Source organism: Rhodomicrobium vannielii ATCC 17100, assembly GCF_000166055.1.
GTDB lineage: Bacteria > Pseudomonadota > Alphaproteobacteria > Rhizobiales > Rhodomicrobiaceae > Rhodomicrobium > Rhodomicrobium vannielii.
The window spans coordinates 1840634-1867135 of sequence record NC_014664.1; the positions used below are offsets into that span (position 1 = coordinate 1840634).

Below are 26502 nucleotides of genomic sequence, written 5' to 3' on the forward strand. Positions count from 1 at the left end.
GGGTCAGGCCGCCATCGCCGCGTCACCCGAATCTGACGAAGCCACCACACCCGACAGGATAATATCCGCCGCCCGTTCCGCGATCATGATCGTCGGCGCGTTGGTGTTGCCGCTGATAAGGCGCGGCATGATCGACGCGTCCACAACGCGCAAGCCCTCCAGCCCGCGCACGCGCAGCGTCTCGTCCACCACCGCCATGTCGTCCTGCCCCATCTTGCAGGTGCCGATCGGGTGATAGATCGTCTCGGCCGTGCGACGGTTGTAGTCGTCGATTTCGGCGTCGGTGCGCACGGTGTCGCCCGGCTGAAACTCCTCCCCGCGATACGGATCGAACGCAGCCTGCGCGAACACGTCGCGCAGCATCTTGAAGCCGTCGCGCAGCGTGCGCAGGTCGGCCTCGTTTTGCAAATAGTTCGGCTGGATCGCCGGATGCGCCAGCGGGTCAGCCGATTTCAGCACGATCTCGCCGCGCGCATGCGGCCGCTGCATGTTGTAATAGCCCATATAGCCATGGCGCTGGATCATCTTGCGCCCGTGATCGGCATATAGGATCGCCGCGAAGTGATACTGAACATCGGGCGCGACCACCTCGGGCCGCGTCTTGAGAAACGCGAGCGATTCAAGCCCCACGATCGACGCCGGGCCTTTGTGCGTCATCAGATAATAAGCGACATGCCGGACGAGCGCGCTCGGCTTCACGATGTTGTAGTAGGAGACGGGCTTCGGGCAGTAATGCTTGATCGCGCCGTGGATGTGGTCCTGAAGGTTCTTGCCGACGCCGGGCAGATGGTGCACCGGCTCAATGCCGTGCGGCGCGATTTCGTCCGCCGGGCCGATCCCTGACAACAGCAGCAGTTGCGGCGAATTGATCGCGCCGCCCGACACGATCACCTCGCGTTCGGCGCGGATGGTGCGCTTTTCGCGGCCTTGGGCGTATTCCACGCCGACCGCGCGGCCATTCTCCACCACGATGCGCGTCGCCTGCGCCCGCGTAATCACGGTGAGGTTCGGCCGGTCGATCACCGGCTTGAGGTAGCACACCGCGGCGCTCGCGCGACGCCCGTTCGACACCGTACAGTCTATCGGGCCGAAGCCTTCCTGCGACGCACCGTTGAAATCGTCCGTGTAGGGGTGGCCGGCCTGCTTGCCCGCCTCGATCCAGGCCACGTTCAGCGGGTTGACGACGCCCGGCCGCGACACCTTTAGCGGTCCGTTGCCGCCGTGATACTCGTCCGCGCCGCCTGCATAGTTTTCCGCCTTCTTGAAGTAAGGCAATACGTCGTCCCACGCCCAGCCGCGATTGCCGAGTTGCGCCCACGTATCGTAATCGCTCGGCACGCCGCGAATGTAGATCATCGCGTTGACGGAGCTTGAGCCGCCGAGCACCTTCCCGCGCGGCCAATAGAGCCGCCGCCCGTTGAGGCCCGCCTGCGGCTCGGTGTGATAGCCCCAGTCTACCCAGCCGGTTCGCATCAGGCCCGCATAGCCCGACGGCATATGAATGAGAAAATTCCAGTCGCGCCCGCCCGCTTCGAGAAGCGCCACCTTGACGGACGGATCGGCAGAGAGCCGGTTCGCGAGCACGCAGCCCGCCGAGCCACCGCCCGCGATGATATAATCGTAGCCCATGTTTCCTCCGAGCTTATGTATCTTTTTCGTCCAGATTGCTCCCCGCATGGGCCGGGCGCAAGCCCCCGCACCGTGAGCGGCGTCTTCGCCTTTAGCCGTGTGTCGCCTCGCGTGCGAAACCTGTTTGCAGCGGCCGGTTGCGTTGATACGCTCCGGCAACACCTCCGAAGCCTCAGGATCGCCCGCTGTACGCCCGCGCTTTCATCGATTTCCCCAAGGACGACGCGCCGCCGCTGAGCCTCGGCTTCGCCTCGCCTCGCGCGCTGCTCGTCGCGGAGCGTATGGAAGAGGTGATGCCAGTTATCCGCGAGGCGGAGGCCCAGGCGCAGGGGGGCCGCTGGGCTGTCGGTTTCGTGGCCTATGAGGCGGCGGCGGCTTTTGACACGGCTTTAAGGACGCTCGCGCCCGACCCAGGCTTTCCGCTGGCGGCGTTCGCCGTGTTCGACGCGCCGACACCGCCGTGCGAAGCGCCCTCGGCATTCGCCTGCGCGGGTTGGCAAGCCGACATGACACACGCTGCCTACGCGGAGAAGATCGCGCACATTCGCGACGGCATCGCCGAAGGCGCGCATTATCAGGTGAACCTCACCATGCGCCTTGCGTCGCGTTTCGAGGGCGACCCGCGCGGCCTGTTCGAAGCGCTGCGACGCGCGCAGCCGCACGCCTACGCGCTTTATCTCGATTTCGGCGGTGTGCCGCGGGGATGTCAGATCGCGTCCGTCTCGCCGGAACTGTTCTTCGCGTGGGAGCCGCGAACCCGCGCGCTGCTCGCCCGCCCCATGAAGGGCACCGCGCGCGCTGATGCGCCTCCAGAAGCGCTGCTGGCCTCGCCCAAGGAGCGCGCGGAAAACCTCATGATCGTGGACCTTCTGCGCAACGACATCGCGCGCGTCGCCGTCGAGGGCACGGTCCGCGTGCCTAAGTTGTTTTCCATCGAGAAACTGCCAACCGTGCAGCAGATGACGTCGACCGTCACCGGCACCGCCAGCCCCAAAACCGCGCTCGCCGATATTTTCGCCGCGCTGTTCCCATGCGGCTCCGTCACCGGCGCGCCGAAGATCGCGGCGATGAAATCCATCGCGACGCTCGAAACCGGCCCGCGCGGCCCCTATTGCGGGGCGCTCGGCATCATCGAACCGGGCGGCGCGGCGACATTCAGCGTCGGCATCCGAACGGTCGCCATCGCGAACGGCACCGCCGTCTGTGGCGTGGGCAGTGGCGTGACGTGGGATTCGAATGCCGCCGACGAATATGAGGAGTGCATCATGAAGCGCCGTTTCCTTCTCCGCGCGAGCGCCCCTTTCGAGTTGCTGGAAACGATGAGGATCGAGAACGGCGCGGTTGTGATCCTGCATCGCCACATGTCGCGGCTCGCCCGCGCGGCGGAGCATTTCGGCTTTCCTTTCGACGAGGCCGAGGTCCGCCGCGCAATTGCGGACGTGTGCGCAGACTTGGCGGCGGGCGCGCATCGCCTGCGCCTGCTTCTGTCGCGAGACGGTGTGGTGACGCTTGAGACCGGCCCGGTTCCGCACACGCCTGCGGACCCCGTCGTGATGCTCGCGAAGTCGCCCGTCTCAAGCGACGACGAGTTTCTGCGGCACAAGACGACGAACCGCGCCATTTACGAAGCGCACGCCCCGAAGAATACTGCCATCTTCGACACGCTCCTTTTCAACGAGCGCGGAGAAATCACGGAATTCACGCGAGGCAACGTCGCCATCATGTGTAACGGAAAGCTCGTTACGCCGCCCGAGACCTGCGGCCTCTTGCCGGGAACGCTTCGCGCCGAGCTGCTCGCCCGTGGCGATGTCGCCGAAGACCTGTTAACGCGAAGGGATATTGTCGCAGCAAGCAACATTATGTTTCTTAACACTCTTCGAGGATTGATTTCCGTTCGGCTGCAAATTGAGTAATCTTCCTTGTCCGCCGGACAACAGCGGCGCTGCCGCTAGAGTCGGCTCTGCGGCCAGAACGCTGCGAGGCGCGCGCTTTCGCAGGTGCATATCCTCATCATAGGCTGTTTTTGTCTTGTCGAAGCTTAGGGTAGCTTTATTCATAGATGTTTCCGACAGCGTGTTTTGAAGCGCCTCGCTACCGCGACAAGCAGCCTGAGGGAAAGGCAGCTTCCTCAAGTGAAATGAATGGAATGAGCGACAAAAGAACGGGGCTTTCATCGCAGGAAGGGGCTCTTAGTTGCTTTGAGCTTGCCAGCGAAGCGGCTGGATTTGGTATATACGAATACGATATCGCCAACGAGAAGGTGCGCTGGTCTGGATATATGCGGCGTCTGCTCGGCATCGCCGAGGAGAGCAAAGCATGTATGGACAGCGTGCTGCCGTGCATCCATCCCGATGACCGCGAACGCGTCCGCGGCGCGGCGAAAGCCATCGTGCGAACGGTAGGGCGATATCACAACGAGTTTCGCATCGTGCGACCGGGCGGCGAGATCCGATGGATTCTGGACCGGGGGCAATCGCTCGGTCCCGTCAATCCGGCAACGGGCAAGGTGGCGCTTTCCATCGGCACGCTGATCGACGTGACGGAGCAGCGGCAGGCCGAAATCGACCGCGCCCTCTGGGAAAGTCGCTTTCGCAGCATTTACAAGTATTCGATCGCCGGGATCGCCATCACCGGCCCTGATGGCCATATCCTCGAATGCAATCGCGCTTACAGCCGCCTCGTCGGATATTCCGAGAGTGAGCTTCGCGAAAAGCATTTTTCCGAATTATTCCATCCCGATGAATACGAGGAGCACGTTGAACTTGCCCGTGCAATGCAGGCGGGCGAAATTTCATTCATCGACGTTGAAGGCCGCTATGTGCACAAGAGCGGGCGGCCCGTCTGGACGCGCAAGATCGTTTCCCTGCTGCCCGATGAGGTTGGAGGGGGAGCGCGCCTCGCGATGGTGCTTGCGACGGACATAACGAAGCGCAAGCAGGCCGAAGAGGCGCTGCGCGAGAGCGAAAAGCGCGAGCGGCTCAGGCGGCAGGATCTCGAAGCCGTTCTGGAGGCTGTGCCTGCAGCCGTGATTTTCGGAGAAGACCGCGCCTGTTCGCGGCTGAGCCTCAATCGGATGGCGGAGGATATTCTCGGGCTGCCGGGGCAGCTTGAGGTTGCCGGATTTCCCAAAGTCGTCAGAGTTTCGAAAGATGGACGCTTGGTCGAGGAAGGCGAGTCCCCCCTTCATCGAGCAGCCGGGACCGGACGGCCGGTTCTCGGCGAGGATATGGAACTTCACTACCCGGATGGCCCATCGCGATTCATCCACGGTAACGCCCTGCCGCTTTTCGACGAAAAGGGCGGGGTGCGCGGTGCCGTTGGTGCGTTCTTCGATTGCACCCAATGGAAACAGACTGAAAAGGCGCTGCGCGACAGCGAAGCGACGCTGGCACGCGACGCGGCGGCGCTCCGCCGCCTTAACGACGCCAGTTCGAGGCTCTGGCGCGCCCGCGATCTCGCAAGCGGGCTCGATGAGGTACTCAGCGCGGCGATCGAGCTTCTGGGGGCGGATCGCGGCGTGATCCAGGTTTACGATGCCGAGCGCGGAGTTATACGCATAGCAGCAGTCCGCGGCTACGATGAGGCCCTCGTCGCCGCCTTCGAAGAAACGAGGATTGATGACTATCCTGTTCTCGCCGAGGCAATACGGAACGGCGAGACTCTCGCGATAAGTGACATTCTGAATGATCCGCGCTTTGTCGATCCTCAATACCCGCAAGTCGCGGGCGTTCTGGGGTTTCGGGCCGCGCAGTTCAGCCCGCTCGTCTCACGCGACGGCACGGTGCTCGGCGTGCTGTCCACGCAGTTTTCGCAGCCGCACGATCTCTCGGAGCAGGATTTTCAGAGGCTCGCCCTTTTTGTACGGCAGGCCACCGACTTTCTGGAACGCTGCCGCGCGGACGAAGTCCGGCGGGAGAGCGAGGAACGTCTCCGCGCGATCGTGGATACGGCCGTCGATGCCATTATCGTCATCAACGACGAGGGGCTGATCCAGTCGATCAATCCGTCCGGCGAACGGATATTCGGCTATAGCCAGGAAGAACTTGCCGGGCAAAACATCGCAATTCTGATGCCTGAGCAGAACCTCGCCCTGCACAATAATTATATCGCCAACTATCTAAAAACCGGTAAGGCGATGATAATGGGGAGTGGCCGCGAACTCATGCACCGGCGGAAGAACGGCACGATCTTCACGGCCGATACTGCCATCGCTGAGTGGCATCTCGCGGGAAAGCGCTATTTCACCGGCACCATTCGCGACATCACCGAACGAAAGCGGCATGAGGAGGAGGTGCAGCTTCTGCTGAGAGAAGTGAACCACCGATCCAAAAATTTGCTGGCCCTTGTTCAGGCCATCGCGCGGCAGACGGTATCCACCAATGCCGAGGACTTTCTCGAACGCTTCGAAGAGCGCGTGCGCGCCCTTGCGGCTGCGCAGGATCTCCTCGTCAAGTCGGAATGGAAGGGCGTCGTTCTCACGGAACTGATCCGTTCGCAGCTTGCTCACTTTCGCGATGCTATCGGCGAGAGAATTTCACTCGACGGTCCGCCGCTGTTCATTTCCGCTCCGGCGGCGCAGACGCTCGCGATGGCGTTGCATGAACTGGCGACGAACGCGGGCAAATATGGCGCGCTTTCCTCAAGCGAGGGAACAATCCACGTAAGCTGGTCCGTCGGCTGGAACGCGAGCGAAGATGCCGACAGCTTCGAGATGGAATGGCGCGAGGCCCACGGGCCGGCTGTCAACGCCCGGGCCAGGGAAGGATTCGGTTCCACGGTTCTCGGACCGATGACGGAAATGAGCCTCGATGCGCAGGTTCAGTTCGACTTCGAGCCGTCCGGTGTGATTTGGCGCCTGCACTGCCCGCTGAAGAACATGGTGGAGGGACGATCGCCCGCCTCCGTTCCGGCCAAGCCACCGGCGGGAGGGCCGCAGTCAGGGCGCAGGTGTGTGCTTGTCGTAGAGGATGAAGCGCTCGTCGCGCTGGAAATCGTGCACAGCCTTAGGGAAGCTCGCTTCGAAGTGCTGGGGCCAGCGCGCAGCGTGGCGCAAGCCTTCGACATACTGAAGAAATCCCGCTGTAGTGCTGCGGTGCTCGATATCAATCTCGGATCGGAGACCTCGGAAGCCGTCGCGGTCGAACTCAATCGACGCGGCATTCCTTTCGTGATCGTATCGGGATACTCGCTCGACCAGCTTCCGCAGGCTTTCGAAGGCGTGCCGGCGCTCGTGAAGCCGGTGCGGCCAGACCTTCTCAAGAAGGAACTGAACCGCCTCATGGGAGATGACAGCCGCTGCCCAGCGATCTAGTGGTCCGGCCTCAATTGATGTCCATGCTTTGCATCTTCGACATCCAGCGAACCTCACCGGAAGCCTAGGATCAGCCTTCGCGCGTGCCGCAACCTCATTGAGTATCAAGTTTAGAGACCTATCCGATCAGGTTAAACCAACCTGATCGGCGCGTCTGTCTCTGACCATAAAAGCGCTGGCGGTGCACTAGTTTGTCACGAAGCAGGATTTGTCACCGCCGATACCCTTGATCCTCTGACAAAGGTCCATCGCTTCCTGACGCGTGCCGAGCGGACCCGCCACAGCGCGATACGTGACGCCCCTGGCACCAAGGTCTGCGATCTTCGCTTGAAGGGGCACGGCGCCAAGCGCGCTTTTGTACTTGTCCGCCAGGATGGGGATATCGCGCTGAATCGCCCTTTCGTCGGGCGCGGATTTCAAGGACACCCAGAAGCTGCCCGCCGGTGCTGGGGTGGCATACGCCGTCGCAGGTTCCGCCGGCGTGAGCGATGCCGACCGGGTGACGGGCGCGGCCGACGACACGGCGCCGGTGCGGAACGGCTGAACCGCAGGTGCCGGAGACGGAACTGCTTGAGTGGTTGGGAATGTGGACGGCCCGTTGCCGAACGGCGGCGGCAACTCGCCATTCGCCGCGCTGGCTATACTCTGGGCCGGGGCGCGGTTTGTGTCGACGCGGGTTCCATCCGGGCGATAGACTTCGCTTCGCACCACTGTGGGCAGATCGGGACCGCGCGCGATGGGGCCCGAAGGCTGCGGCGCGTCGCCGGTGCGCTGGGCTTTACGCAACGCCTCGTCTATGCGGTCCTCAAGCGAATTCGGCTGGCCGCCGCTCGTGGACGCGGATGCATAGCTTTGCGGAGCGGGCGCGGAGGCCGGAGCCGCAAACGCCGCCTGCACCTGCTGCCCGTCCGGCGTCAACCGGTCGTAGATCGTCTTTTCGCCGTTGGGAAACTGCTTTCCGCCCGGATTTTCCGGCGCGGCTTTCAACGGACGAGGGTCGGCGCGGATCACGCCAGTCTCGTCCACAGGTCCGCTCATCGACTTGTAGAGATACGCTCCGCCACCGCCGACCGTTATAGCGCCGACGAGCGCCATCGCGACGAAAAGCTTCCGGCTGCGTTTGCGCTGAGGCGCGTGATCCTGTTCGAGTTCATCCTCGTCCGCGAAGAAATCCTCATCGAGTTCGTCCGCGTGGGGATTATGGCGGCCGAGATCGTCGCCGTGGGGAGCCGCGTCGTCAGCCCATCCGCCCTGTGCGGGAAAGCGCGCGCTGTAATCTTCCTGCTGCGGCGCATATGTGTTTTGAGCAAAGCTCTGAGGCTGTTGCGGAGCGTAGCCGCGATCAACCGGGGCACTTTGCTGCGGCGGTTGCGGGACATATCCGCGATCGACGGGAGCTTTCGGCGGTTGCACTGCGTAACCTCGATCGGCCGGCGGCGTAAATCCGCGGTCCGGCTGCGCGCTCCGAGGCGGCAACGGAGGCTGCGCCTGGGGTTGCTCCTCCGGCAAATAGAAACGCGACGCCTGCCTTTCCTGCGCGGCGAAACCCTGATCGTAGTCATCGACCGTGGAGCGCGCCTCCCGCTGGTAGTAGGCCGCGTCGTCCTGACGCGGGGCCGGCGGCTGGGGCGCGGGCGGAGCCTGACGGACCGGCAGATTCGCGTAAGGATCCTGCTGACGCTGGACGGGCTGATCGTAGAGATCGTCCTGATAGGCGGGGCCTTTCGCGGGGAACGGTGCCGGATCGAATTGCGGCGTATCCCTCATGAAAAGATCGTCGCCGGCATCCCTGCGATAATCGAGCGGGCCCGGTTCAGGGGCATAGGGCGACGGCGGCGGAACATAGCTCGCCGGGCTCTGGTCGGAAAACCGCGGCGGCTCGTTTCGCGCAGGGAACGGAGGCTGAGCGGGCGGCTGCGGAACCTGACGCGGCTGCTCGTAAGCGTGGCGGCTGAAATTGGAGAATGCCGGGCGCTGCGGCTCACGACCGCGCTGCTCGGGATACCCGCCGGAAGCTGGATCGCGCGACGACGATTGCTCCCATCTCTCGTCGCGTTCCTGTGCGGCGGGGTTTCGCCTCTCCCCCTCGACAGGACTACGTCCGCGCCGCGATGCCGAATCGTCATTCGTAGACATCGAACGATTGTCCTCCATATTCGCTAGTTCACGGACCTGGGCAGGACTAACGCATTTCTGAAATTGCTTCCACACCGAGCAACTTCAAAGAAGAGCGCAATACTAGCGCGGTCCCTGTTATAAGCGCCATTCGCGCCATTGTAATGTCCGAGCTTGCGGGAACCATGAAACGCAAATGTGGCAGTTCTTTGCCTCGCGCCCAGAGACTATGGAATAACGCTGCGATTTCATGCGCATAGAACGCCACGCGGTGCGGTTCATGGGCCTGCGCCGCCTGCTCAACAAGTCGTGGATATTCCGCAAGTTTCCGCGCGATCGCAACCTCCGCATCGTCGACAAGCAGCGAAAAGTCAGCTTTTGCGAGCGAATCAGGTGACAGATCCATATCCGGGAAGCCCTCGTGCGCCTTGCCGAGAACCGAGCAGGCGCGGGCATGCGCGTACTGCACATAGAACACCGGATTGTCGTTCGACTGTTCGAGCACCTTCTCGAAGTCGAAATCGAGCGTCGCGTCGTTCTTGCGCGTCAGCATGATGAAACGCACCGGCCCCGCACCGACCTCGTCCACCACCTCGCGCAGCGTCACGAACGAGCCCGCGCGCTTCGACATCTTCACCGGCTCGCCGCCGCGGAACAGGCGCACGAGCTGGCAGATCTTCACATCCACCTGCGCCTCGCCGCCCGACAGTGCCTTCACAGCCGCCGTGAGACGCTTGATGTAGCCGCCGTGGTCCGCGCCGAGCACGTTGATGAGCGTCTTGAAGCCGCGCTCGATCTTCGTCTTGTGGTAGGCCATGTCGGCCGCGAAATAGGTGTAGGAGCCGTCCGACTTCTTGAGCGCACGGTCCACGTCGTCGCCGAAATCGGTCGCGCGGAAAAGCGTCTGCTCGCGGTCTTCCCAGTCGTCGGGCAGCTTGCCCTTGGGCGGCGCGAGGCGTCCTTCGTATATGAGCCCCTTCGCTTTCAGGAAGTCGATCGTCTCGGCGATCTTGTCCTCGCCGTTCGCGGTGAGCGAGCGCTCCGAAAAGAACACTTCGTGCTTGATGCCGAGCGAGGCGAGGTCGTCGCGGATCAGGTCGAGCATGGCGGCGATGGTGCGTTCGCGCACCTTCGGCAGCCATTCGGCCTCATCGCCCCTGAGCGTGTCGCCGAACTCCTTCGCGAGCGCCTCTCCGACCGGCTTCAGGTAGTCGCCCGGATAAAGGCCAGCCGGGATCTCGCCGATATCCTCGCCGAGCGCCTCGCGGTAGCGCAGATGCGCCGAACGTGCGAGCACATCGACCTGCGCGCCAGCGTCGTTGATGTAATATTCGCGTGCGGGCTTGAACCCGGCGAAGTCGAGCAGGCTCGCCAGCGCATCGCCAAAAACCGCGCCGCGTGTATGGCCGACATGCATCGGACCGGTCGGGTTGGCAGAGACATATTCCACGTTGACGGGCTGGCCCGCTCCAAGCGTGCCGCGTCCGTAGTCGGCGCCTTGCGTGAGCACCGTGCGCAACACGTCGCCCCAGATCGCCGGTTTCAGCGTGAGGTTGATGAAGCCCGGCCCGGCGATCTCCACCTTCTCGACGTCCGGGTCGTGCGCCAGCTTCGCGGCGATTGCTTCAGCGAGCGCCTTCGGGTTTTGGCGGGCAGGCTTTGCCAGCACCATGGCGGCGTTGGTCGCGAGGTCGCCATGGGTCGCCTGACGCGGCGGCTCGACCACGAACGTATCGAGCTTCGCATCTTCGGGCAGCATGCCTTCGGCCTGCATTTGGAGCAGGATGTCGCGAATGCGCGTTTCAAAATTCTGGAAAATGTTCATGCCTTCTCATAGGCGAAATGGCGCATGTCGCGCAATCCCATCGCCTCGAAAAGCAGCCGTTCTCAAGCAAAGAAAAGCAAGCGTGAGCGATCAAAGGCGCGAGCGCTTGCGTCAACGCGCCCGAGTGTCAAGAACTCAAGTAAAAGCGCCTTGGGCTGGGGACTCTCGATGCCGCCAAGAGGCTGGCACGCGTCGCGCTAATGAACCTTTTTGCCCTTGTTCTCGTCCTCGTCCTTCGTCGTGCCGATGGCGCGCGAAACCCAGTCCGGACGGCAACGGGTGTCCTGATTGACGTTCTTGTTGAACCTGTCGATGTTGCCCTTGTCGTCAGTCCATTCGCCGTTGCGGCAATATTCCTTGCGCTTGACTTCGGCGTCTTTCTTGGCCTGCTTTTTGGCTTCCTCGGGATCGCTGGGCCACGCCTGCGCGGAAGCAAGTTGCGGCCCTTCACCCGGAACCGGCAGTGGCGCATGCGCCGGCGGCATCACGAGAGGAGCGCGCTCCTGAAGGTTCGGCTCAGGCGCGGGCTTGCCCATCAGGGTTTCCTTGACGTTCACGCCAGCCGCATCAAGCAGCGGCGCGTTGATTTCGAGATCAGGCCCGCCATCGCAGCCAGCCAGAACCACGGCAAGCGCAAACGCCGCCGATACGCCAATCACGCTTTTTCGCGATGCGAACATGGTTGACCGCCCCCGATTCCCGTCAAAACCGAGCGTTAGGCTTGGTTTCCGGCTTCTTTATGGCTTGATTTTAACGAGTCGTAAAGGAGGCCCCCGACGCCCGCCACGATGGCGACATCGGCGAGGTTGAACACATACCAGTGGAATGAGCCGACATGGAAAGAGAAGAAGTCCGCCACCGCGCCATACTGCATCCGGTCGATGGCGTTGCCGAGCGCGCCGCCCATGATGAGGCCGACCGCCGCCGCCGAAAGACGCGTCTGCATATGGGCCAGCCACAGGAACAGCGCGAGCGTTGCCGCAAACGCGAACGCGATCAGAATCCATTGGCCGGCGGCGCTGTCCTGCTTGAATAGCCCGTATGATACACCGCGATTCCACACGAGCACGATGTCGAAAAACGGCGCGACGACGATCTTAGCGGTTTCTCCGCTCTGGAAGAAAGCGATCGTCCAGACCTTCTGACCCTGATCCACGAGAAGGGTCGCGGCGGCGAAGATAAGGCCCGTCAGGCTGTACAATCCCCAGATTTTCATCGGCGCCTCTTGAAACCTAGAGATGAAGACGAGCCTCTCTAGCCGACCGACCGGGCTTGCACAAGCGCGGCTCTTTAAAGAGCAGGCCTCGAAAGCGGCGAGAAGTGCAGGTGACAGCCGCGCGAGGCCGGTCTATAAGCGCGAACAACGGGACGGCGACGGAAATTCAAAAGCGATGAGCCAGACGATCATCTCCATGAAGTGGGGCAAGCGTTATGGCCCGGACTACGTCAACCGCCTCCACTCCATGATTCGCCGTCACACAACGCGCCCGACGCGTTTCGTCTGCTATACCGACGATGCGGAGGGCGTTGACGAAGGCGTGGAAACTTACCCGCTGCCGCATATCGTACTGCCCGAGAAACAGCGATGGTGGCCCTGGCGCAAGATTTCGCTGTGGCAGAAGGAACTGGATGGGATTTCGGGCGAAGTGCTGTTCCTCGACCTCGACGTCGTCATCACCGGCGGCCTCGACGACTTCTTCGACTACAAGCCGGGGCACTTCTGCGTGGCGCGCAACTGGACGCAGCCCAAGGAGCACATCGGCAACACGTCCGTCTATCGCTTCCCCGTCGGCGGCCACACTTATCTATATGACCGGCTGATGAGCGACTTCGACGGCTACTATGGCAAATACCGGAACAGCCAGACCTTCATCTCGCGCGAAATCACGGACATAGAGTTCTGGCCGGATTCGTGGTGCCATAGCTTCAAGCACAGCCTGATCCCGACATGGCCGCTCAACCTTATCAAGACGCCGCCGCTGCCGGATGGAACGAAAGTAGTGGCTTTCACCGGGAAGCCCGACCCGGACGAGGCTGTGGTGGGAAAATGGCCGCGCGATCATTGGTATCACGTGTTCTACAAGCAGGTGCGGCCGACTCCCTGGATAGCGGAACACTGGCGGTGATTCGGTCGATGCGGCGAATTACGGCCTTGCGCAATGATCCTGTTTAACAAAACGTTGCATAACCGGACTAAGAAAGGCGGCGTCAGGAGACGTTGCGGCAAAATGGTACTAACACGTTGTTCAGCCTGCGTTTGCCAACGTCGGAGGGGATCACCATCTCCTACCGGCGAGCATGCGTTTTCGTCACTGCTCACGAAAAATCGATTATTTTTTGGGCATATCTAGACGTAGGTAGGATGACACGCTGCGATCGACGCGCTAATCAAGTATTTCGTTTGCGGGCACAAACGAGCACTAAAATTGCGGCGTCAGATCGCGAAAGCAGGTGGGAGGCGGAATTATGAACTTTATGCCGCAGCGCTTCTGGGGAGTCGCACGTGCTCCGCTGGCTGCGCCTGCCGACCATCCACTTGTGAATTACGGACGCATCGGGGTGCTGCTCGTCAATCTCGGTACGCCCGACGGCACGAGTTATTGGCCCATGCGGCGCTACCTCAAGGAATTTCTGTCCGACCGGCGCGTGATCGAGGCTAATTCCGTTGTCTGGTGGCTGATCCTCAACATGGTGGTGCTGACCAAGCGCCCTTTTACGTCCGGGGAAGCCTATCGTTCCGTCTGGAATTCCGAGCGCGATGAATCGCCGCTCCGCACCATTACGCGTAGCCAGAGCGACAAGATCGGCGCGCTTCTCGCGCGCGACCCGCGCATCGAGGTCGACTGGGCGATGCGCTACGGAAATCCGAGCATCAAGTCGCGGCTAGAAGCGCTTCAGGAAAAGGGCTGCGATCGCATCCTGATTTTCCCGCTTTATCCCCAATATTCGGCGGCGACTAGCGCCACCGCCTGCGACAAGACTTTCGACGCTTTGAAGGAAATGCGCTGGCAGCCAGCCATTCGCGTCGTGCCGCCCTATTTCGAAGATCCCGACTATATCGATGCGCTTGCTTCGTCCACGAAGGCGCGTATCGCTGCGCTCGATTTCGAGCCGGAGGTTGTAATCTCCTCGTTCCACGGCCTGCCGCGCTCCTACACCGACGCTGGCGACCCGTATTACTGTCACTGCGCGAAGACGGTCCGGCTGCTTGGCGATGCGCTCGGCTGGTCCGAAAACCGCCTTCTGCTCACCTTCCAGTCGCGCTTCGGCTCGGCGGAGTGGCTGCAACCCTACACCGCCGACACCATAGCGGACCTCGCGCAGAGAGGCGTGAAGCGCGTGGCGGTGATGACTCCCGGCTTCTCTTCGGACTGCATCGAAACGCTGGAAGAGATGGGCATTCAAGGGGCGGAAATTTTCCTGGAGAATGGCGGCGAGAAATTCGCGGCCCTGCCCTGCCTGAACGACTCGAACGAGAGCATCGACACGCTGACGACCATCGTCAAACGCGAGCTTTCCGGCTGGGTCGACTTCTAGCGGGGCAAACTTGAAGTCGCGTGTGGCCGCGAGTTTACGCGCCGAACGCGCGCTTCAGGCACCGCCCGTTTTTCGTGACTGCCATGCTCAAATTCGACCTCGCGACGAGATCAGCTTTTCAATAAAATTTCGCGATCTCGTTCTTCTACTCTTCCGTCGGTTGCATTGCAGAGAGGCGCTCATCTGGCCGGTCCTCAATTAATCGAAAGTTTTTCCCAAAAATCCCGGCTTTTCCTTGTTTTCCATCTGCTTATCGGCAAATCTCCCCGTGCCGACGAACACTCTTGACCAAGGGAACGCATGCAGACGGGCGCGCGACTTCAAGCAGCGATAGAAATCCTGTCCGAGATCAGGGAGCGGGGCAGACCGGCATCGGTCGCGCTCGCCGACTGGGGCCGCTCGCACCGCTTTGCCGGGTCGGGCGACCGCGCCTGGATTGGCAACCTCGTTTACGACAGCCTGAGGCGGAAGGGTTCGCTTGCCTTTCTCATGAACTGCGACGAGCCGCGCCCCGTGGCGCTGGCGGCGCTGCACTGCTCGTGGGGTCTGACAGCCGACGACATCGCCGTCTTGTGCTCGGGCGAGGAGCACGCGCCGGAACCGCTGACGGCCGCTGAAATCGCGGGGCTTGAGAGCGGCGACCTTTCAGCCGCGCCAGCGCACGTACAGGGCGATTACCCTGAGTGGCTCGCCGCATCCTTCGCAGCAGCCTTCGGCGCGCGTGCGATTGAGGAAGGAAAGGCGCTCGCGAACCGCGCCCCGGTTGACCTCCGGGTCAACACGCTGAAGGCGACGCGCGACAAGGTGCTGAAGGCGTTCGACCGTCATAATGCCGTTGAAACGCCGTGGTCTCCCATCGGCGTGAGGCTGCCGCCGCGCGAGGGTGGCGCGCGCAATCCGAATGTCGAGGCCGACCCGGCGCACGGCAAGGGCTGGTTCGAGGTTCAGGATGAAGGCAGCCAGATCGCGGCGCTCATCGCGGACGCGGAACCTCGCATGCAGGTGGCCGACCTCTGTGCGGGTTCGGGTGGAAAGACGCTGGCACTCGCGGCGCATATGCAGAACACCGGCCAGATTTACGCCTACGACGCGGACGCGACGCGCTTTCGCCCCATCTTCGAGCGGCTGAAGCGAGCAGGCGCGCGTAACGTGCAGACGCTCCAGCCGGGCGAGACGGCGGCGCTCGACCCGCTGGCGGGCCACATGGATCTCGTGCTCGTCGACGCCCCGTGCACAGGCACAGGCGTTTGGCGGCGCAAGCCGGATGCGAAATGGCGGCTTTCGCCCGCGCAGCTTGATGAGCGCGTCGCGACACAATCGACGCTCCTCGACGTCGCAGCGACCCTCGTAAAGCCGGGCGGTAAGCTCGCCTACGTGACCTGTTCAATCCTGCCGGAAGAAAACCAACACCAGATCGAGGCGTTTCTCGCCCGCGCGCCTGGCTTCGCTGCCATCGACGTCGCCCGCCGCGCAAAGGACGTTCTCGGCCGAACCGTCGAGACAGCCTATGCGGGCGAAGGACACGGGCTTCTTCTCACGCCCGCGAGCCACGAAACGGACGGCTTCTTTATCGCCCTGCTGACGAGAACCGCCGATTGAACTTGAACGCGACGTTTGGAAGTGAGGAGCGGGTGCGGCTTAAAACCCGCTTACCCAAGCCGCAAAAGCGTCGCAAAGGCACAAAATTGCCTAAAATTCGCCCAGAGACGGTGTCCTAGCTCGTCGCCGATCCGCAAACAAACAGTCACAACACGGATCTAACAAACACTCGCGCATGAGCCGCGTCGGCACGCCGTACGATGACGGCAGCATGCGTGAAAAAGGGCTGTCGCGCGATTGACCTTTCGTCTGATGGGCGTCGCGCCCGGTTCGCCAATCTTTCACACTCAGGACAAGCGAGTTTCACCATGGGTTTCCTCAAGGCCATCATCTCATTGGTTCTTTTCGCCATCATCGCCGTTGCGGGCTACTGGCTCATCGCCTCTTACACCACGAAGGGCGAGTTGCCTTACTGGGCAGAGATCAACGCCAACCTTCCCGAGCCGCTCCGCAGCTTCGCCTGCGCGAACATCAAGAAGACGGATGCGACGGCGGTCGTCGCGAGCTGCCAGTAACGCCGAGCCTCGCGGCCGGTTTGCCGCCGGAACGCTTTACGCGCGCAAAAACAAGGCTATGTTAGGAATGGGTTCGCGCTTGCGCGGACCCATTCGATTTTCTGGACAGAAGTGGAGCTTCTCTTGGCCGGTCTTCCCGCTACGGATGCCGTTCTCATTGTCGATTTCGGTAGCCAGGTTACGCAACTCATCGCGCGGCGCGTGCGCGAGGCCGGTGTCTACTGCGAAATTCATCCCTATCAATCGGCGGCGGCCGCCTTCGAGACGTTGAAGCCGAAAGGCGTGATCCTCTCCGGCGGCCCGGACACGGTGACGCGCGAGGGCAGCCCCCGCGCGCCGCAGGCCGTGTTCGATGCCGGCGTTCCGATCCTCGCCATCTGCTACGGCCAGCAGACGCTCGCCTTGCAACTCGGCGGTGACGTCGAGGGCGGCCACGCTGCCGAATTCGGCCGCGCCGATGTGGAGATCCTGAAGCCTTCGCCGCTTTTCGATGGCATCTGGCAGGTCGGGCAGCGCTACCCCGTCTGGATGAGCCACGGCGACCGCGTCACGCGCGCGCCCGAGGGCTTCGAGGTGATCGGCGTTTCCGAGAACGCGCCCTTTGCGATCCTCGTGAACGAAGCGAAGCGCTATTACACCACGATGTTTCACCCGGAGGTGGTGCATACGCCGGACGGCGCGAAGCTCCTCTCCAACTTCGTGCACAAGATCGTCGGCCTCAAGTCGGACTGGACGATGTCCGCCTACCGCGCGGAGATGATCCGCAAGATTCGCGAGCAGGTCGGCAACGAGCGAGTGATCTGCGGTCTTTCGGGCGGCGTCGATTCGTCGGTGGCGGCGGTCCTCATCCACGAGGCGATCGGCGACCAGCTGACCTGCATTTACGTCGACCATGGCCTGATGCGCCTCGGTGAGAGCGAGCAGGTGGTCGGCATGTTCCGCGACCACTACAACATCCCGCTCGTGCATGTGGATGCGTCTGACCTTTTCATCGACCAGCTTGAGGGCGAAGCCGACCCCGAGAAGAAGCGCAAGACCATCGGCCGCCTGTTCATCGAGGTGTTCGAGGCCGAGGCGAAGAAGATCGCCGCCGACGGACGCGGCGCGCCGCGTTTCCTCGCGCAAGGGACGCTCTACCCCGATGTGATTGAAAGCGTCAGCTTCTCCGGCGGCCCGTCCGTGACGATCAAGAGCCATCATAATGTCGGCGGTCTGCCGGAGCGCATGCATATGAAGCTGGTGGAACCCCTGCGCGAACTCTTCAAGGACGAGGTTCGCGCGCTCGGCCGCGAACTCGGCCTGCCGGAGAGTTTCATCGGCCGCCATCCGTTCCCGGGGCCGGGCCTCGCCATTCGCCTGCCGGGTGGCGTCACGCGAGAAAAGCTCGACATCCTGAGGAAAGCCGACGCCATCTATCTCGACGAAATCCGCAAGGCCGGGCTTTACGATCACATCTGGCAGGCGTTTTCCGTACTCCTGCCGGTGCAGACGGTGGGCGTCATGGGCGACGGGCGCACCTACGACCGCGTGCTCGCGCTGCGCGCCGTCACCTCGGTCGACGGCATGACCGCCGACTTCTTCCCGTTCGACATGGGCTTCCTCGGCCGCACCGCCACGCGCATCATCAACGAGGTAAAAGGCGTCAACCGCGTCGTCTATGACGTGACGTCGAAGCCGCCCGGCACCATCGAGTGGGAATGATTTTTGCCCCTCCGGCATCAACGAGCGGACAGACAGCTGCGCGTCCACGGTCTATAATGCTCGGTCCGCCGATCTTGATTACCGTCGCGTCGGCGAGAATCCGATAATCCGCTGCCTTTTCCACGGCCGCCAAAAGCTCCGCATCGGTGAGAGAGAGTTCTCTGCCGATATTCCTTAAAAGCGAGTGTTTTTATCTCGGTGCCGTTGGCAGCAGAAGGACGCGTCTGGCGCGTCAGCGGGTGCTTGTCGGGAAGGGCACCGATCCAGCCGACCTCATGATCCTCCGAACGCCCGCGGGCATGATCCCCATGCAAAACAGCCAGCGGAACTCGCTATTTTGATCCTGGCGGAAATTGTAGCTGCGGCCAAGGACAGACATTAATCGACCTGAACAGAAAGCTCCGCCGGAAGAGCTTCCCGGAATCAAAAAAGAGCGCCCGGCGGTTAACCCGCGGGCGCTCTTTTTCTTCTAAACCTCAGGGAGCGATCAGCGTTCCGTTTTCTCGGCACCCGCCTTGATCGTCAGCTTGGCGTAGCGCACATGCGCGCTCGCGTGCTGCTTGCAATGCGGGAACTTCAGCGGACAAATCTTGCTGCTGATCGCGGCCTTCAGGACATGGCTGCCGCGTTGACCGTTTTCGTTGGATACCTTGTGAAGCGTGGGCATGGTCGGCATGGCAGCCGGAGCTTCGGGCTTGGGCTGCTGATCGATGCCCACCGGCTTGATGTTGTCGGAGGCGTTGCTGGCCTCATCCTGTCGCGGTGCAGGGCGCTGCTTTTCGAGGGGCTTGCAGCCCGGAAGCTGGACCGCGTGGCGGGCCTTGTCGCCGCGGCGGTCGGCGAAATAATAGCGGTTGTCGCAGACATAGGCCATGGGCGGCAGGCGGTCGCGGTCGAACAGAAGGTCGGCGCGGCGCAGATCGGACCAGAATTCGTTCAGCTTGCGCGTATCATCCAATTCCGGGGCGTATTTCGCAAAGCGGAAGGGCAGCGCGAGCACGGGCACATGGGATTGGCCGCCGCGCAGAGCCGCGCGAACCGCGTCGTAAACTTCCTCGACATTCGCATCCTGAATGGCGAAGCAGCCGATGGACGAGCACTTCCCGTGAATGAGGATGCTCGAACCGCCACGGCCGTTCATCTTGTCGAACGCGTTCGGGTAGTTGATGTTCATGGCGCGATGCCAACGGGGGTTGGGGCCGATAAGGTCATCCCACTCCACGCGATACAGGCCTTCCGGGGATTGGCGATCGCCTTCGTACATCTTCGGACCGAGGCCACCAGCAAACTTGCAAATGCCGTAGGTCTTGAAGAGTTCGTAGCGCGGACCTTTTTCGACCCAGAGTTCCAGTGTCGAGCTTTGCTTGTAGATGCGGATGAAGACGGGGGAACCGAGCTTCATGCCTTTGCCTTCGAATTCAGCTGCGAGCGCATTCTCCTTCTCAACCGCGCCGCGCGCGTCCCGGCTTGTGGCGGAGGCTCCCTGGAAGGAAGCCAGGCAAAAGGCGATCGCGCTTACCAGCACGCACACTAAACGATACTGCATCTTCACTCCTTGTAAACTACGCCAGACTAGCGCTCACGCCAAGTGGCGGTTTGAAGCTGTTCCAAGTCATGTCAAGAACAGGCTCAAGCTTCATTTCCGGAATCGAAATGTGATCTAAGTATGACCACCGGAAAACGAATTATTTAAAGCTTTTAATAGAATTTTATTTAAAGAATTTACCTGCTTTAATTCCTGGACTGTAGCTCCCGAACATTGAATTTGCAAGGCAATATGTTCAAGGCACGATTTGGTAACCTTTGGACCCGGGCTTTTGCTTCAGAAAAGCGGGCCTGAATCGCTCTTCGCAGCGCTGCGCGGATCCCAATCGGCGGGCTGCCCAATACCTTGAAATCGATAATGAAAACTGGCGTTGCAGGCTCGGGAGGACACAAACTGCTCAAGACGTCCCACTTAAACTATAGCTTGCTATATCGCTTGCGGTTCGCGAGCTACTTAGGAGACGGCCAGAAACAAACCTGACAATTGCCGTTAATCTATGGGAACGCGTGAAAAAAGATATTTGGAGCGTAAAAACTGCTCTCTTCTTCGGCGGCCTGCGCGCATTTTGCGCACCACCTCCCACAACCGGAGGCGTCAACACATCGCAGCCGCCGGGCGCTGTGATGGGGAGCGGTCCACTGCGCGACGCCAAATTGGCAAATGCCGGCCGTCGTTCAACCGCTTTTTGCAGGATCGGCGATAAACGGGCGGATACGTCGCAGCGAGCGGCGGTGGCGATATTGTATGCCAACTATTTTGGCGCGATAATTGCTTTAACTGCTGGTACGCCGCGCAAGCCGTGATGGTCGGATTGGCGTGACGTGACCCAAGTTGGAACGGGAAACTCAATCGCCGGTTGCTCAGGGTGCTCCCTTGCCCTGGCACCGGCGCTTTTTTTGCGGGAACGGCACCGTGGGCATCAACCCGAGATTAACTTTCAGCTTCTCCTACACTTTCATCTCCAGTATGGTCGCATATCCTAGCCGAGCCAATGCTTGGACGTTTAGGTGAGGATCCGTTCATTATGGGCGATGCTATCTCCGGAAAACTTTTAAAAAATATTTTTCGATATGCTTCCTGCATACTGGGCAACAGGCAATTGAGCCGTATTGCCGTTGTTGAAGCTTTGAAAGCGCAGGGCATTAATGGCGGATCGTCGAGATTCGAACTTTACCGCCTGGTGAACGAAGCTGCCGTGTCGAGTGCGCCTCTCGCTGAGGTGCGCTTCAGCGGAGGGTGCGGTATCGGCACCGAACTTCTGAAGCTTCCTCACCAGCGCCGCCAGATCGTGGCGCTTCGGGCGGTCATGGGGTTCTCTTACGGCGACGTGGGCGAAATAATGGGGATGACGGAGGCGGCCGTTCGCCGGGCCTACGTCTCTTCGCTGCTGGAAATGCGCGCGAAGCCCGCAGTGCTGATAATCGAAGACGAGGCCATGATCGCGCTCGATCTCCAGAAGATCATCAAGACGCTCGGCCTCTCCGTCGCTGGCATCGCTAAAAACCGTGAGGAAGCTTTGCGGATCGTGGGCTTGTCTCACCCGAAGCTGATCGTCGCGGATTATCGGCTCAGGGATGAGACCGGCATCGATGTGGTGAACGCGATCCGCGAGCAGATCCACGCAGACGTCATCTATATCACCGCTCATCCCGAAGCCGTCACCGAGCAGCTTGGAGCCGCTAGCGAAGTGGTGCTTTCGAAGCCGTTCAACGCGCGCGCTCTCGTCGCCGCGGTCCAGTCGAAGCTCGCGGCGTAAGGCGCGCCGCGAGATGGAACGATGACGGATCAGGGCTGCTTTTCGAAGTCGCCGTCCACATAAAACCAGCGCCCGTCCTCGCGAACGAAGTGGCTTGTTTCGCGTATCTCCCAAACGCGGCCCTTCGCCTTGTAACGCGCGACGAATTCGACATCGGCGGTATCCGGGCCGGTCGCCTCATGGCGCGTTACCTTCAGGCCCAGCCAGCGGCGTGCTGACGCTTCAACGTCCAGATCGGTCGGGCGCGTGGTGGGATGCCAGGTTTCGAGCAGATAGTCCTGAAGCTTCAGCCCGAACCCCGTGTAGCGGGACCGCATCAGCGCCTCGGCATCGGCTGCCGGTTCACCGTTGTGCAATCTCTGGCAACAGCGCTCATAGCTTAACAGGCTGCCGCAGGGACATGGACCGCGATACGTCTTTTCCTCTTTCATGTCGGCCGTGTCCTTCCGTTTGCGCCCATGCTCATGAATAGCGAAGTGCAATTTCGCCGTCTGCACCGCGTGCTACCGCGTTTCGTAATCCGTATCGAAGACGGCGAAGTTAAGCTACAAGCAAGGGCGCCATTTCGGGCGACAAAGCACCACAACCACGCGGGCGGGAATCGGGATGATCGCGATTACGGACAGGATCGACCTCGACGAGGGCGAGATCGCCGTGACGTTCATCCGCGCGAGCGGTCCCGGCGGCCAGAACGTCAACAAGGTTTCGACCGCCGCGCAGTTGCGCTTCGACGCGCGCCGCTCACCGAGCCTTCCTGAGGCCGTGCGCTTTCGTCTTGAGCGCATCGCCGGATCGCGGCTGACCAAGGACGGCGAGATCGTGCTCACGGGCGGCAGCTACCGCACGCAGGAGGCCAACCGGAGGGACGTCATCGACAGGCTTGTGCGCATGATCCGGCAGGCCGCCATCGAGCGTCCGGTGCGCAGGCCGACGCGGCCAACGTTCGGCTCGAAGCAGCGGCGGCTCGCCGGTAAATCGAAGCGGAGCGACGTCAAGCGCCAGCGGCAGGCACCCGGCACCAGCGATTAGGAATCTCTGCGGCATCGCGCCGAAACTCGACGCCGCAGGGTGGTTTCAAGCGATCACGCGGCCACGGCGGGCAGTTCGGATAGAGCCGTAGCAAGCGCGCCTTCGTCGTAATTCTGATCGATCATCCGGCCTTCGAAGTAGTTGATGTAAGCGCCCATGTCGAAATGGCCGTGGCCCGACAGGTTGAACAAGATCGTCTCGGCCTTGCCCTCCGCCTTGCAGCGCAGCGCTTCGTCGATCGCGCAACGCACGGCGTGGGTCGACTCCGGCGCGGGCACGATGCCTTCACAGCGCGCGAACTGCACGCCCGCATCGAAACATGCCTTCTGGTGATAGGCGCGCGCCTCGATCAAGCCCAGTTCATGGACATGCGAAACCATCGGCGCCATGCCGTGATAGCGCAGGCCGCCGGAATGCGTCGCGGGCGGCATGAACGTCGAGCCGAGCGTGTGCATTTTCATGAGCGGCGTCAGGTGCGCGGTGTCGCCGAAGTCGTAGGCGTAGGTGCCGCGCGTCAATGTCGGGCAGGAGGCAGGCTCCACCGCGATGATGCGCCGTTTGCGGCCGCCGCGCAGTTGCAGCCCGAGGAACGGGAACGCGATGCCCGCGAAGTTCGAGCCACCGCCCGTGCACCCGATCACGACATCCGGGTCATCGCCGGCCATTTCGAACTGCTTGATGGCTTCCTGGCCGATGACCGTCTGATGCAACATGACGTGGTTCAGCACGGAGCCGAGTGCATATTTCACAGCCGGGTCTTTGGCGGCGATTTCCACCGCTTCCGAAATAGCCATGCCGAGCGAGCCGGGGCTGGTCGGGTTCAGCGCGAGCATGGCGCGGCCGGAGTCGGTCTGGTCCGACGGCGAGGCGATACAGCGCGCGCCGTAGGTTTCCATCAGCGCGCGACGATACGGCTTCTGGTCGTAGGACACGCGGACCTGAAACACCGTCACGTCGATGCCGAACAATGCGCCCGCGAACGCGAGCGACGCGCCCCATTGTCCCGCGCCCGTCTCGGTGGAAAGGCGCTGGATGCCCGCTTCCTTATTATACCAGGCTTGCGGCACGGCGGTATTCGGCTTGTGCGACCCCGCGGGCGAGACGCCCTCGTTCTTGTAGTAGATCTTCGCGGGCGTGCCGAGCGCCTGTTCGAGACGGCGCGCACGGTAGAGCGGCGACGGCCGCCACATGCGGTAGACATCCCGGATCGGCTCGGGGATCTCGATTTCGCGTTCGCTCGTCACCTCCTGCTCGATGAGCGCCATCGGAAACAGCGGCTCAAGGTCGGCAGGTCCGGCGGGCTGTTTGGTGCCCGGATGCAGGACGAGCGGCAGCGGCACCGGCAGGTCGGCCGTGAGGTTGTACCAGAATTTCGGGATTTGCGTTTCGTCGAGAACATATTTGAGTTGGTTGCTCATGCGGCCTTCCTGCTTCATTTTTGGGCACCATACACGAGCAAAGAGGGGCGTAACCGTGGCACTTTGCGGCGGGCGGCTTCTATGATGAAATTGCACGGCCGGGCATCGTCCGCGCAATGCAAATCTCTCCGATGCGCCCAAACTGGCAAAAGACGAAGGTTTGGCCTCCTTGCAGAGCGCGATAGACTGCAAAAGCTCCTGCGGCGCTATCCCCTTTCTTTTTCAACCCGGTTTCGGCTAAAGTACCTGCTGCAACTTCGCTTTGGCGGCTGGATCCGAAACGATGTCAATTTGGGGAAAACTTGCCGGAGCTGCGGCGGGCCTCGCGTTCGGCGGGCCGCTCGGGGCGCTGTTCGGCGGCGTGGCGGGCCATGCGGTCGATCGAACCCTTTCGGATTCGGGGCATGACAGGCAGGTCGCCTTCACCATGGGCGTGATCGCGCTCGGGGCGAAGATGGCGAAGGCCGATGGCGTCGTCACGATCAGCGAGATTCAGGCCTTCAAGGAAGTGTTCAAGATCCCGCCGGGCGAGGAGCACAACGTCGCGCGCGTCTTCAACCTCGCGAAGCAGGACGTTGCGGGCTTCGAGATGTATGCGCGCCAGCTTGGCCGCCTTCTCCGCAACGACCGGCAATTGCTCGAAGACGTGCTAGACGGCCTGTTCCATATCGCCATTTCAGATGGCCAATTGCTTCCCGCAGAGGATCAGTTTCTCGCCGACGTCGCGAAGGAATTCGGCTTCACCCATATAGACTATATGGGCATTCGGGGGCGGCATTTCCGCTGCGACCTGTACGATCCCTACACCGTGCTTTCGGTATCGCCGAATATCTCGGACGCGGATCTCAAGGCGAAGTACCGTAAGCTCGTCGCGGAAAATCACCCGGATAAGCTCATCGCGCGCGGCGTGCCCGCCGAGTTCATCGAGATCGCGACCAAGAAACTCGCCGCCATCAACGCCGCCTATGATGAGATCAGGCAATCCCGTCACGCCGTTTAGCGCAAGAGGCCGGCGGCGGGCGGCAAAGCCTCAGAAAGCGTAGCGTATCATCAGCATGACATCCGAAATCCCCCCCGCATTCCAGCCCGATTCCGAGCTCGTGTCGCGCATCGTCGCCGCCGAAAACCGCGAGGACCGGCGCGGCTGCTCCGCCCCGAATATCCTCATCCTGCATTACACGGGCATGGAAAGCGCAGAGGCGGCCATCCGCTGGCTTGCGCTCCGCGAGTCGGGCGTCTCCTGTCATTACGTCGTCGACGAGACGGGCGCGATCACGCAACTCGTGCCGGAAGGCTCGCGCGCCTGGCATGCGGGCCTCTCCATGTGGGAAGGCCGCGACGACGTGAATTCCCGCTCCATCGGCATCGAGATCCACAATCCCGGCCACGGCCTCGGCTATCCCGACTTTCCGCGCGCGCAGATGCTCGCCGTCGAAAAGCTCTGCCACGACATCGTTTCGCGCAACAAGATTGCGCCGCGTCACGTGCTCGCCCATTCGGATATCGCGCCCGCCCGCAAGGACGACCCCGGCGAGAAGTTCAATTGGGCATGGCTGGCGCTTGGCGGCATCGGCCACTGGGTCGAGCCAGCGCCGATTGTGGAAGGCGACGCGCTCGACACGGGATCGTGCGGCGCTGCCGTTCGCGAGTTGCAAAAGAAGCTCGCGGCCTATGGCTACGGCATCGACGTCACGGGCGCGTACGATGACGCCACGCGGATCGTGGTGAGGGCGTTTCAGCGCCATTTCCGGCCCGCGCTTGTGGACGGGCGCGCGGACCCATCGACGCTGAAGACGCTCGATGCGCTGCTAGAGGCGCTGCCGGAAACCGACGCACGCTCTTTTTAATAAGGGTGCGCGGTCCGGCTGAGCAGCCTCGTGCAACCAACCTGTGGCCGAAACGCCGCATCCCGGGCGGAAATTCCCGTGGCCCGTTGAGGCGTTAGCCGCTCCGGGCTATGAATGCCGGATGATTATTCCGCGCAAATTGCCCTTAAAGGTAGCATTCGGCCTCGTCCTTGCGATCGTCGTGGATTCCGCTATCCAGATTTTCTGGAAGACGGCGGTGCTCGATCTGCCGGACGACGCCTCGTTTTTCGCGATCTTCAAGGAGCCGCTGTTCCTCGTCGTCATCACGATCATGACCCTCCAGTTCTTCAACTGGATGGTCGTGCTAGCCAACGCTGATCTGAGCTTCGCGCAGCCGGTGACGGCGCTGAGCTATGTTTGCGTTGCAGTCATGTCAGCGATCTTTCTGCGGGAATCCGTTGACGTCGTGCAGATGCTCGGCATCGCCCTCGTGATTGCGGGCGTCTACTTCATCAGCCGCACCGATCACCTCACGAAGCGCGCCGAGCCGGAGGCGGACCTCATCGCCGAGCGCGCCGAGCATTTGGTGGTGCGTCCCGTCGCGATCCTGCCCGCGCCGAAGTTGGCTCCGGCTGCTCCCAAGCTGAAAAGTCACGCAGCTTGACGCGCTTCTGGCTTCGTTGAATGCGGATAAAGCAGCGCGCGTCCTTTGC

21 protein-coding genes and 1 pseudogene are annotated in these 26502 nt (G+C 61.9%); 13 read left to right on the forward strand and 9 right to left on the reverse strand.

Features of this window, described 5'->3' with window-relative positions; translation table 11 throughout:
- Positions 1-3: 3 nt before the first annotated feature.
- Entirely contained in the window at positions 4-1629 is a 1626-nt protein-coding gene (locus RVAN_RS08470; RefSeq protein WP_013419329.1) for a GMC family oxidoreductase, read from the reverse strand.
- Positions 1630-1922: 293 nt separating this feature from the next.
- Between RVAN_RS08470 and RVAN_RS08475 the strand changes: the two genes are divergently transcribed.
- Both RVAN_RS08475 and RVAN_RS18895 read left to right on the forward strand, forming a co-directional pair.
- Positions 1923-3542: a chorismate-binding protein gene (locus RVAN_RS08475; protein ID WP_210160458.1), complete on the forward strand. Its 1620-nt coding sequence runs from the start codon at positions 1923-1925 to the stop codon at positions 3540-3542.
- A gap of 233 nt (positions 3543-3775) precedes the next feature.
- Positions 3776-6940 carry a PAS domain S-box protein gene (locus RVAN_RS18895; protein WP_013419331.1) on the forward strand — a complete coding sequence of 1055 codons (3165 nt, stop codon included), beginning with the start codon at positions 3776-3778 and terminating at the stop codon, positions 6938-6940.
- Between the two features lie 186 nt (positions 6941-7126).
- Here RVAN_RS18895 and RVAN_RS08485 read toward each other — a convergent pair whose 3' ends face one another.
- The 4 genes from RVAN_RS08485 to lspA form a co-directional block, all read right to left on the reverse strand.
- Positions 7127-9076, reverse strand: coding sequence for an SPOR domain-containing protein (locus RVAN_RS08485; RefSeq protein ID WP_013419332.1), 1950 nt, complete (start codon positions 9074-9076; stop codon positions 7127-7129).
- Between the two features lie 46 nt (positions 9077-9122).
- Positions 9123-10880, reverse strand: coding sequence for an arginine--tRNA ligase (gene argS, locus RVAN_RS08490; protein ID WP_013419333.1), 1758 nt, complete (start codon positions 10878-10880; stop codon positions 9123-9125).
- A gap of 197 nt (positions 10881-11077) precedes the next feature.
- A complete protein-coding gene (locus RVAN_RS08495; RefSeq protein ID WP_013419334.1) occupies positions 11078-11560 on the reverse strand; it encodes a hypothetical protein in 483 nt (160 codons plus the stop codon).
- 35 nt (positions 11561-11595) lie between these two features.
- On the reverse strand, positions 11596-12096 hold the full coding sequence (gene lspA / locus RVAN_RS08500; protein ID WP_013419335.1) for a signal peptidase II: 501 nt from the start codon (positions 12094-12096) through the stop codon (positions 11596-11598).
- Positions 12097-12271: 175 nt separating this feature from the next.
- Between lspA and RVAN_RS08505 the strand changes: the two genes are divergently transcribed.
- The 5 genes from RVAN_RS08505 to guaA all read left to right on the forward strand — a co-directional run bounded on the left by RVAN_RS08505 (position 12272) and on the right by guaA (position 18232).
- Entirely contained in the window at positions 12272-13006 is a 735-nt protein-coding gene (locus RVAN_RS08505; RefSeq protein ID WP_013419336.1) for a hypothetical protein, read from the forward strand.
- A gap of 340 nt (positions 13007-13346) precedes the next feature.
- A complete protein-coding gene (hemH, locus tag RVAN_RS08510; protein WP_013419337.1) occupies positions 13347-14417 on the forward strand; it encodes a ferrochelatase in 1071 nt (356 codons plus the stop codon).
- A gap of 300 nt (positions 14418-14717) precedes the next feature.
- Positions 14718-16016, forward strand: coding sequence for an RsmB/NOP family class I SAM-dependent RNA methyltransferase (locus RVAN_RS08515; RefSeq protein ID WP_013419338.1), 1299 nt, complete (start codon positions 14718-14720; stop codon positions 16014-16016).
- Between the two features lie 308 nt (positions 16017-16324).
- The gene (locus RVAN_RS08520; protein WP_013419339.1) at positions 16325-16531 is read left to right on the forward strand and encodes a hypothetical protein; all 207 of its coding nucleotides are present in this window, start codon (positions 16325-16327) and stop codon (positions 16529-16531) included.
- Between the two features lie 123 nt (positions 16532-16654).
- A complete protein-coding gene (gene guaA / locus RVAN_RS08525; RefSeq protein ID WP_013419340.1) occupies positions 16655-18232 on the forward strand; it encodes a glutamine-hydrolyzing GMP synthase in 1578 nt (525 codons plus the stop codon).
- 16 nt (positions 18233-18248) lie between these two features.
- Here guaA and RVAN_RS20810 read toward each other — a convergent pair.
- Both RVAN_RS20810 and RVAN_RS18900 read right to left on the reverse strand, forming a co-directional pair.
- Positions 18249-18401: pseudogene (locus RVAN_RS20810) on the reverse strand (uridine kinase); the annotation flags it as partial.
- 318 nt (positions 18402-18719) lie between these two features.
- A complete protein-coding gene (locus tag RVAN_RS18900; RefSeq protein WP_169309533.1) occupies positions 18720-19634 on the reverse strand; it encodes a L,D-transpeptidase family protein in 915 nt (304 codons plus the stop codon).
- A gap of 650 nt (positions 19635-20284) precedes the next feature.
- Here RVAN_RS18900 and RVAN_RS20115 point away from each other — a divergent pair.
- Together RVAN_RS20115 and RVAN_RS08540 are read left to right on the forward strand one after the other, a co-directional pair.
- The gene (locus tag RVAN_RS20115) at positions 20285-20581 is read left to right on the forward strand and encodes a hypothetical protein (RefSeq protein ID WP_155942395.1); all 297 of its coding nucleotides are present in this window, start codon (positions 20285-20287) and stop codon (positions 20579-20581) included.
- Positions 20582-20973: 392 nt separating this feature from the next.
- Positions 20974-21534 (forward strand): response regulator, encoded by a 561-nt coding sequence (locus RVAN_RS08540; protein WP_169309534.1) that lies wholly within the window; start codon positions 20974-20976, stop codon positions 21532-21534.
- A 29-nt stretch (positions 21535-21563) separates the two neighbouring features.
- On the opposite strand, the gene RVAN_RS08545 is transcribed toward RVAN_RS08540, so the two are convergent.
- Positions 21564-21965, reverse strand: a complete 402-nt coding sequence (locus tag RVAN_RS08545) for a YchJ family protein (protein ID WP_013419343.1) — start codon at positions 21963-21965, stop codon at positions 21564-21566.
- A 175-nt stretch (positions 21966-22140) separates the two neighbouring features.
- Here RVAN_RS08545 and arfB point away from each other — a divergent pair, with 175 nt between their 5' ends.
- The gene (gene arfB / locus RVAN_RS08550; protein WP_013419344.1) at positions 22141-22563 is read left to right on the forward strand and encodes an alternative ribosome rescue aminoacyl-tRNA hydrolase ArfB; all 423 of its coding nucleotides are present in this window, start codon (positions 22141-22143) and stop codon (positions 22561-22563) included.
- 53 nt (positions 22564-22616) lie between these two features.
- Here the strand turns inward: arfB and RVAN_RS08555 are convergent, their stop codons facing one another.
- Entirely contained in the window at positions 22617-23981 is a 1365-nt protein-coding gene (locus RVAN_RS08555; RefSeq protein ID WP_013419345.1) for a TrpB-like pyridoxal phosphate-dependent enzyme, read from the reverse strand.
- Positions 23982-24264: 283 nt separating this feature from the next.
- Here RVAN_RS08555 and RVAN_RS08560 point away from each other — a divergent pair, with 283 nt between their 5' ends.
- The 3 genes from RVAN_RS08560 (at position 24265) to RVAN_RS08570 (ending at position 26453) form a co-directional block, all read left to right on the forward strand.
- Positions 24265-24981: a TerB family tellurite resistance protein gene (locus RVAN_RS08560; RefSeq protein ID WP_013419346.1), complete on the forward strand. Its 717-nt coding sequence runs from the start codon at positions 24265-24267 to the stop codon at positions 24979-24981.
- A 55-nt stretch (positions 24982-25036) separates the two neighbouring features.
- The gene (locus RVAN_RS08565; RefSeq protein WP_013419347.1) at positions 25037-25828 is read left to right on the forward strand and encodes an N-acetylmuramoyl-L-alanine amidase; all 792 of its coding nucleotides are present in this window, start codon (positions 25037-25039) and stop codon (positions 25826-25828) included.
- Positions 25829-26009: 181 nt separating this feature from the next.
- Positions 26010-26453, forward strand: coding sequence for an EamA family transporter (locus RVAN_RS08570; RefSeq protein WP_245258047.1), 444 nt, complete (start codon positions 26010-26012; stop codon positions 26451-26453).
- Positions 26454-26502: the final 49 nt, after the last annotated feature.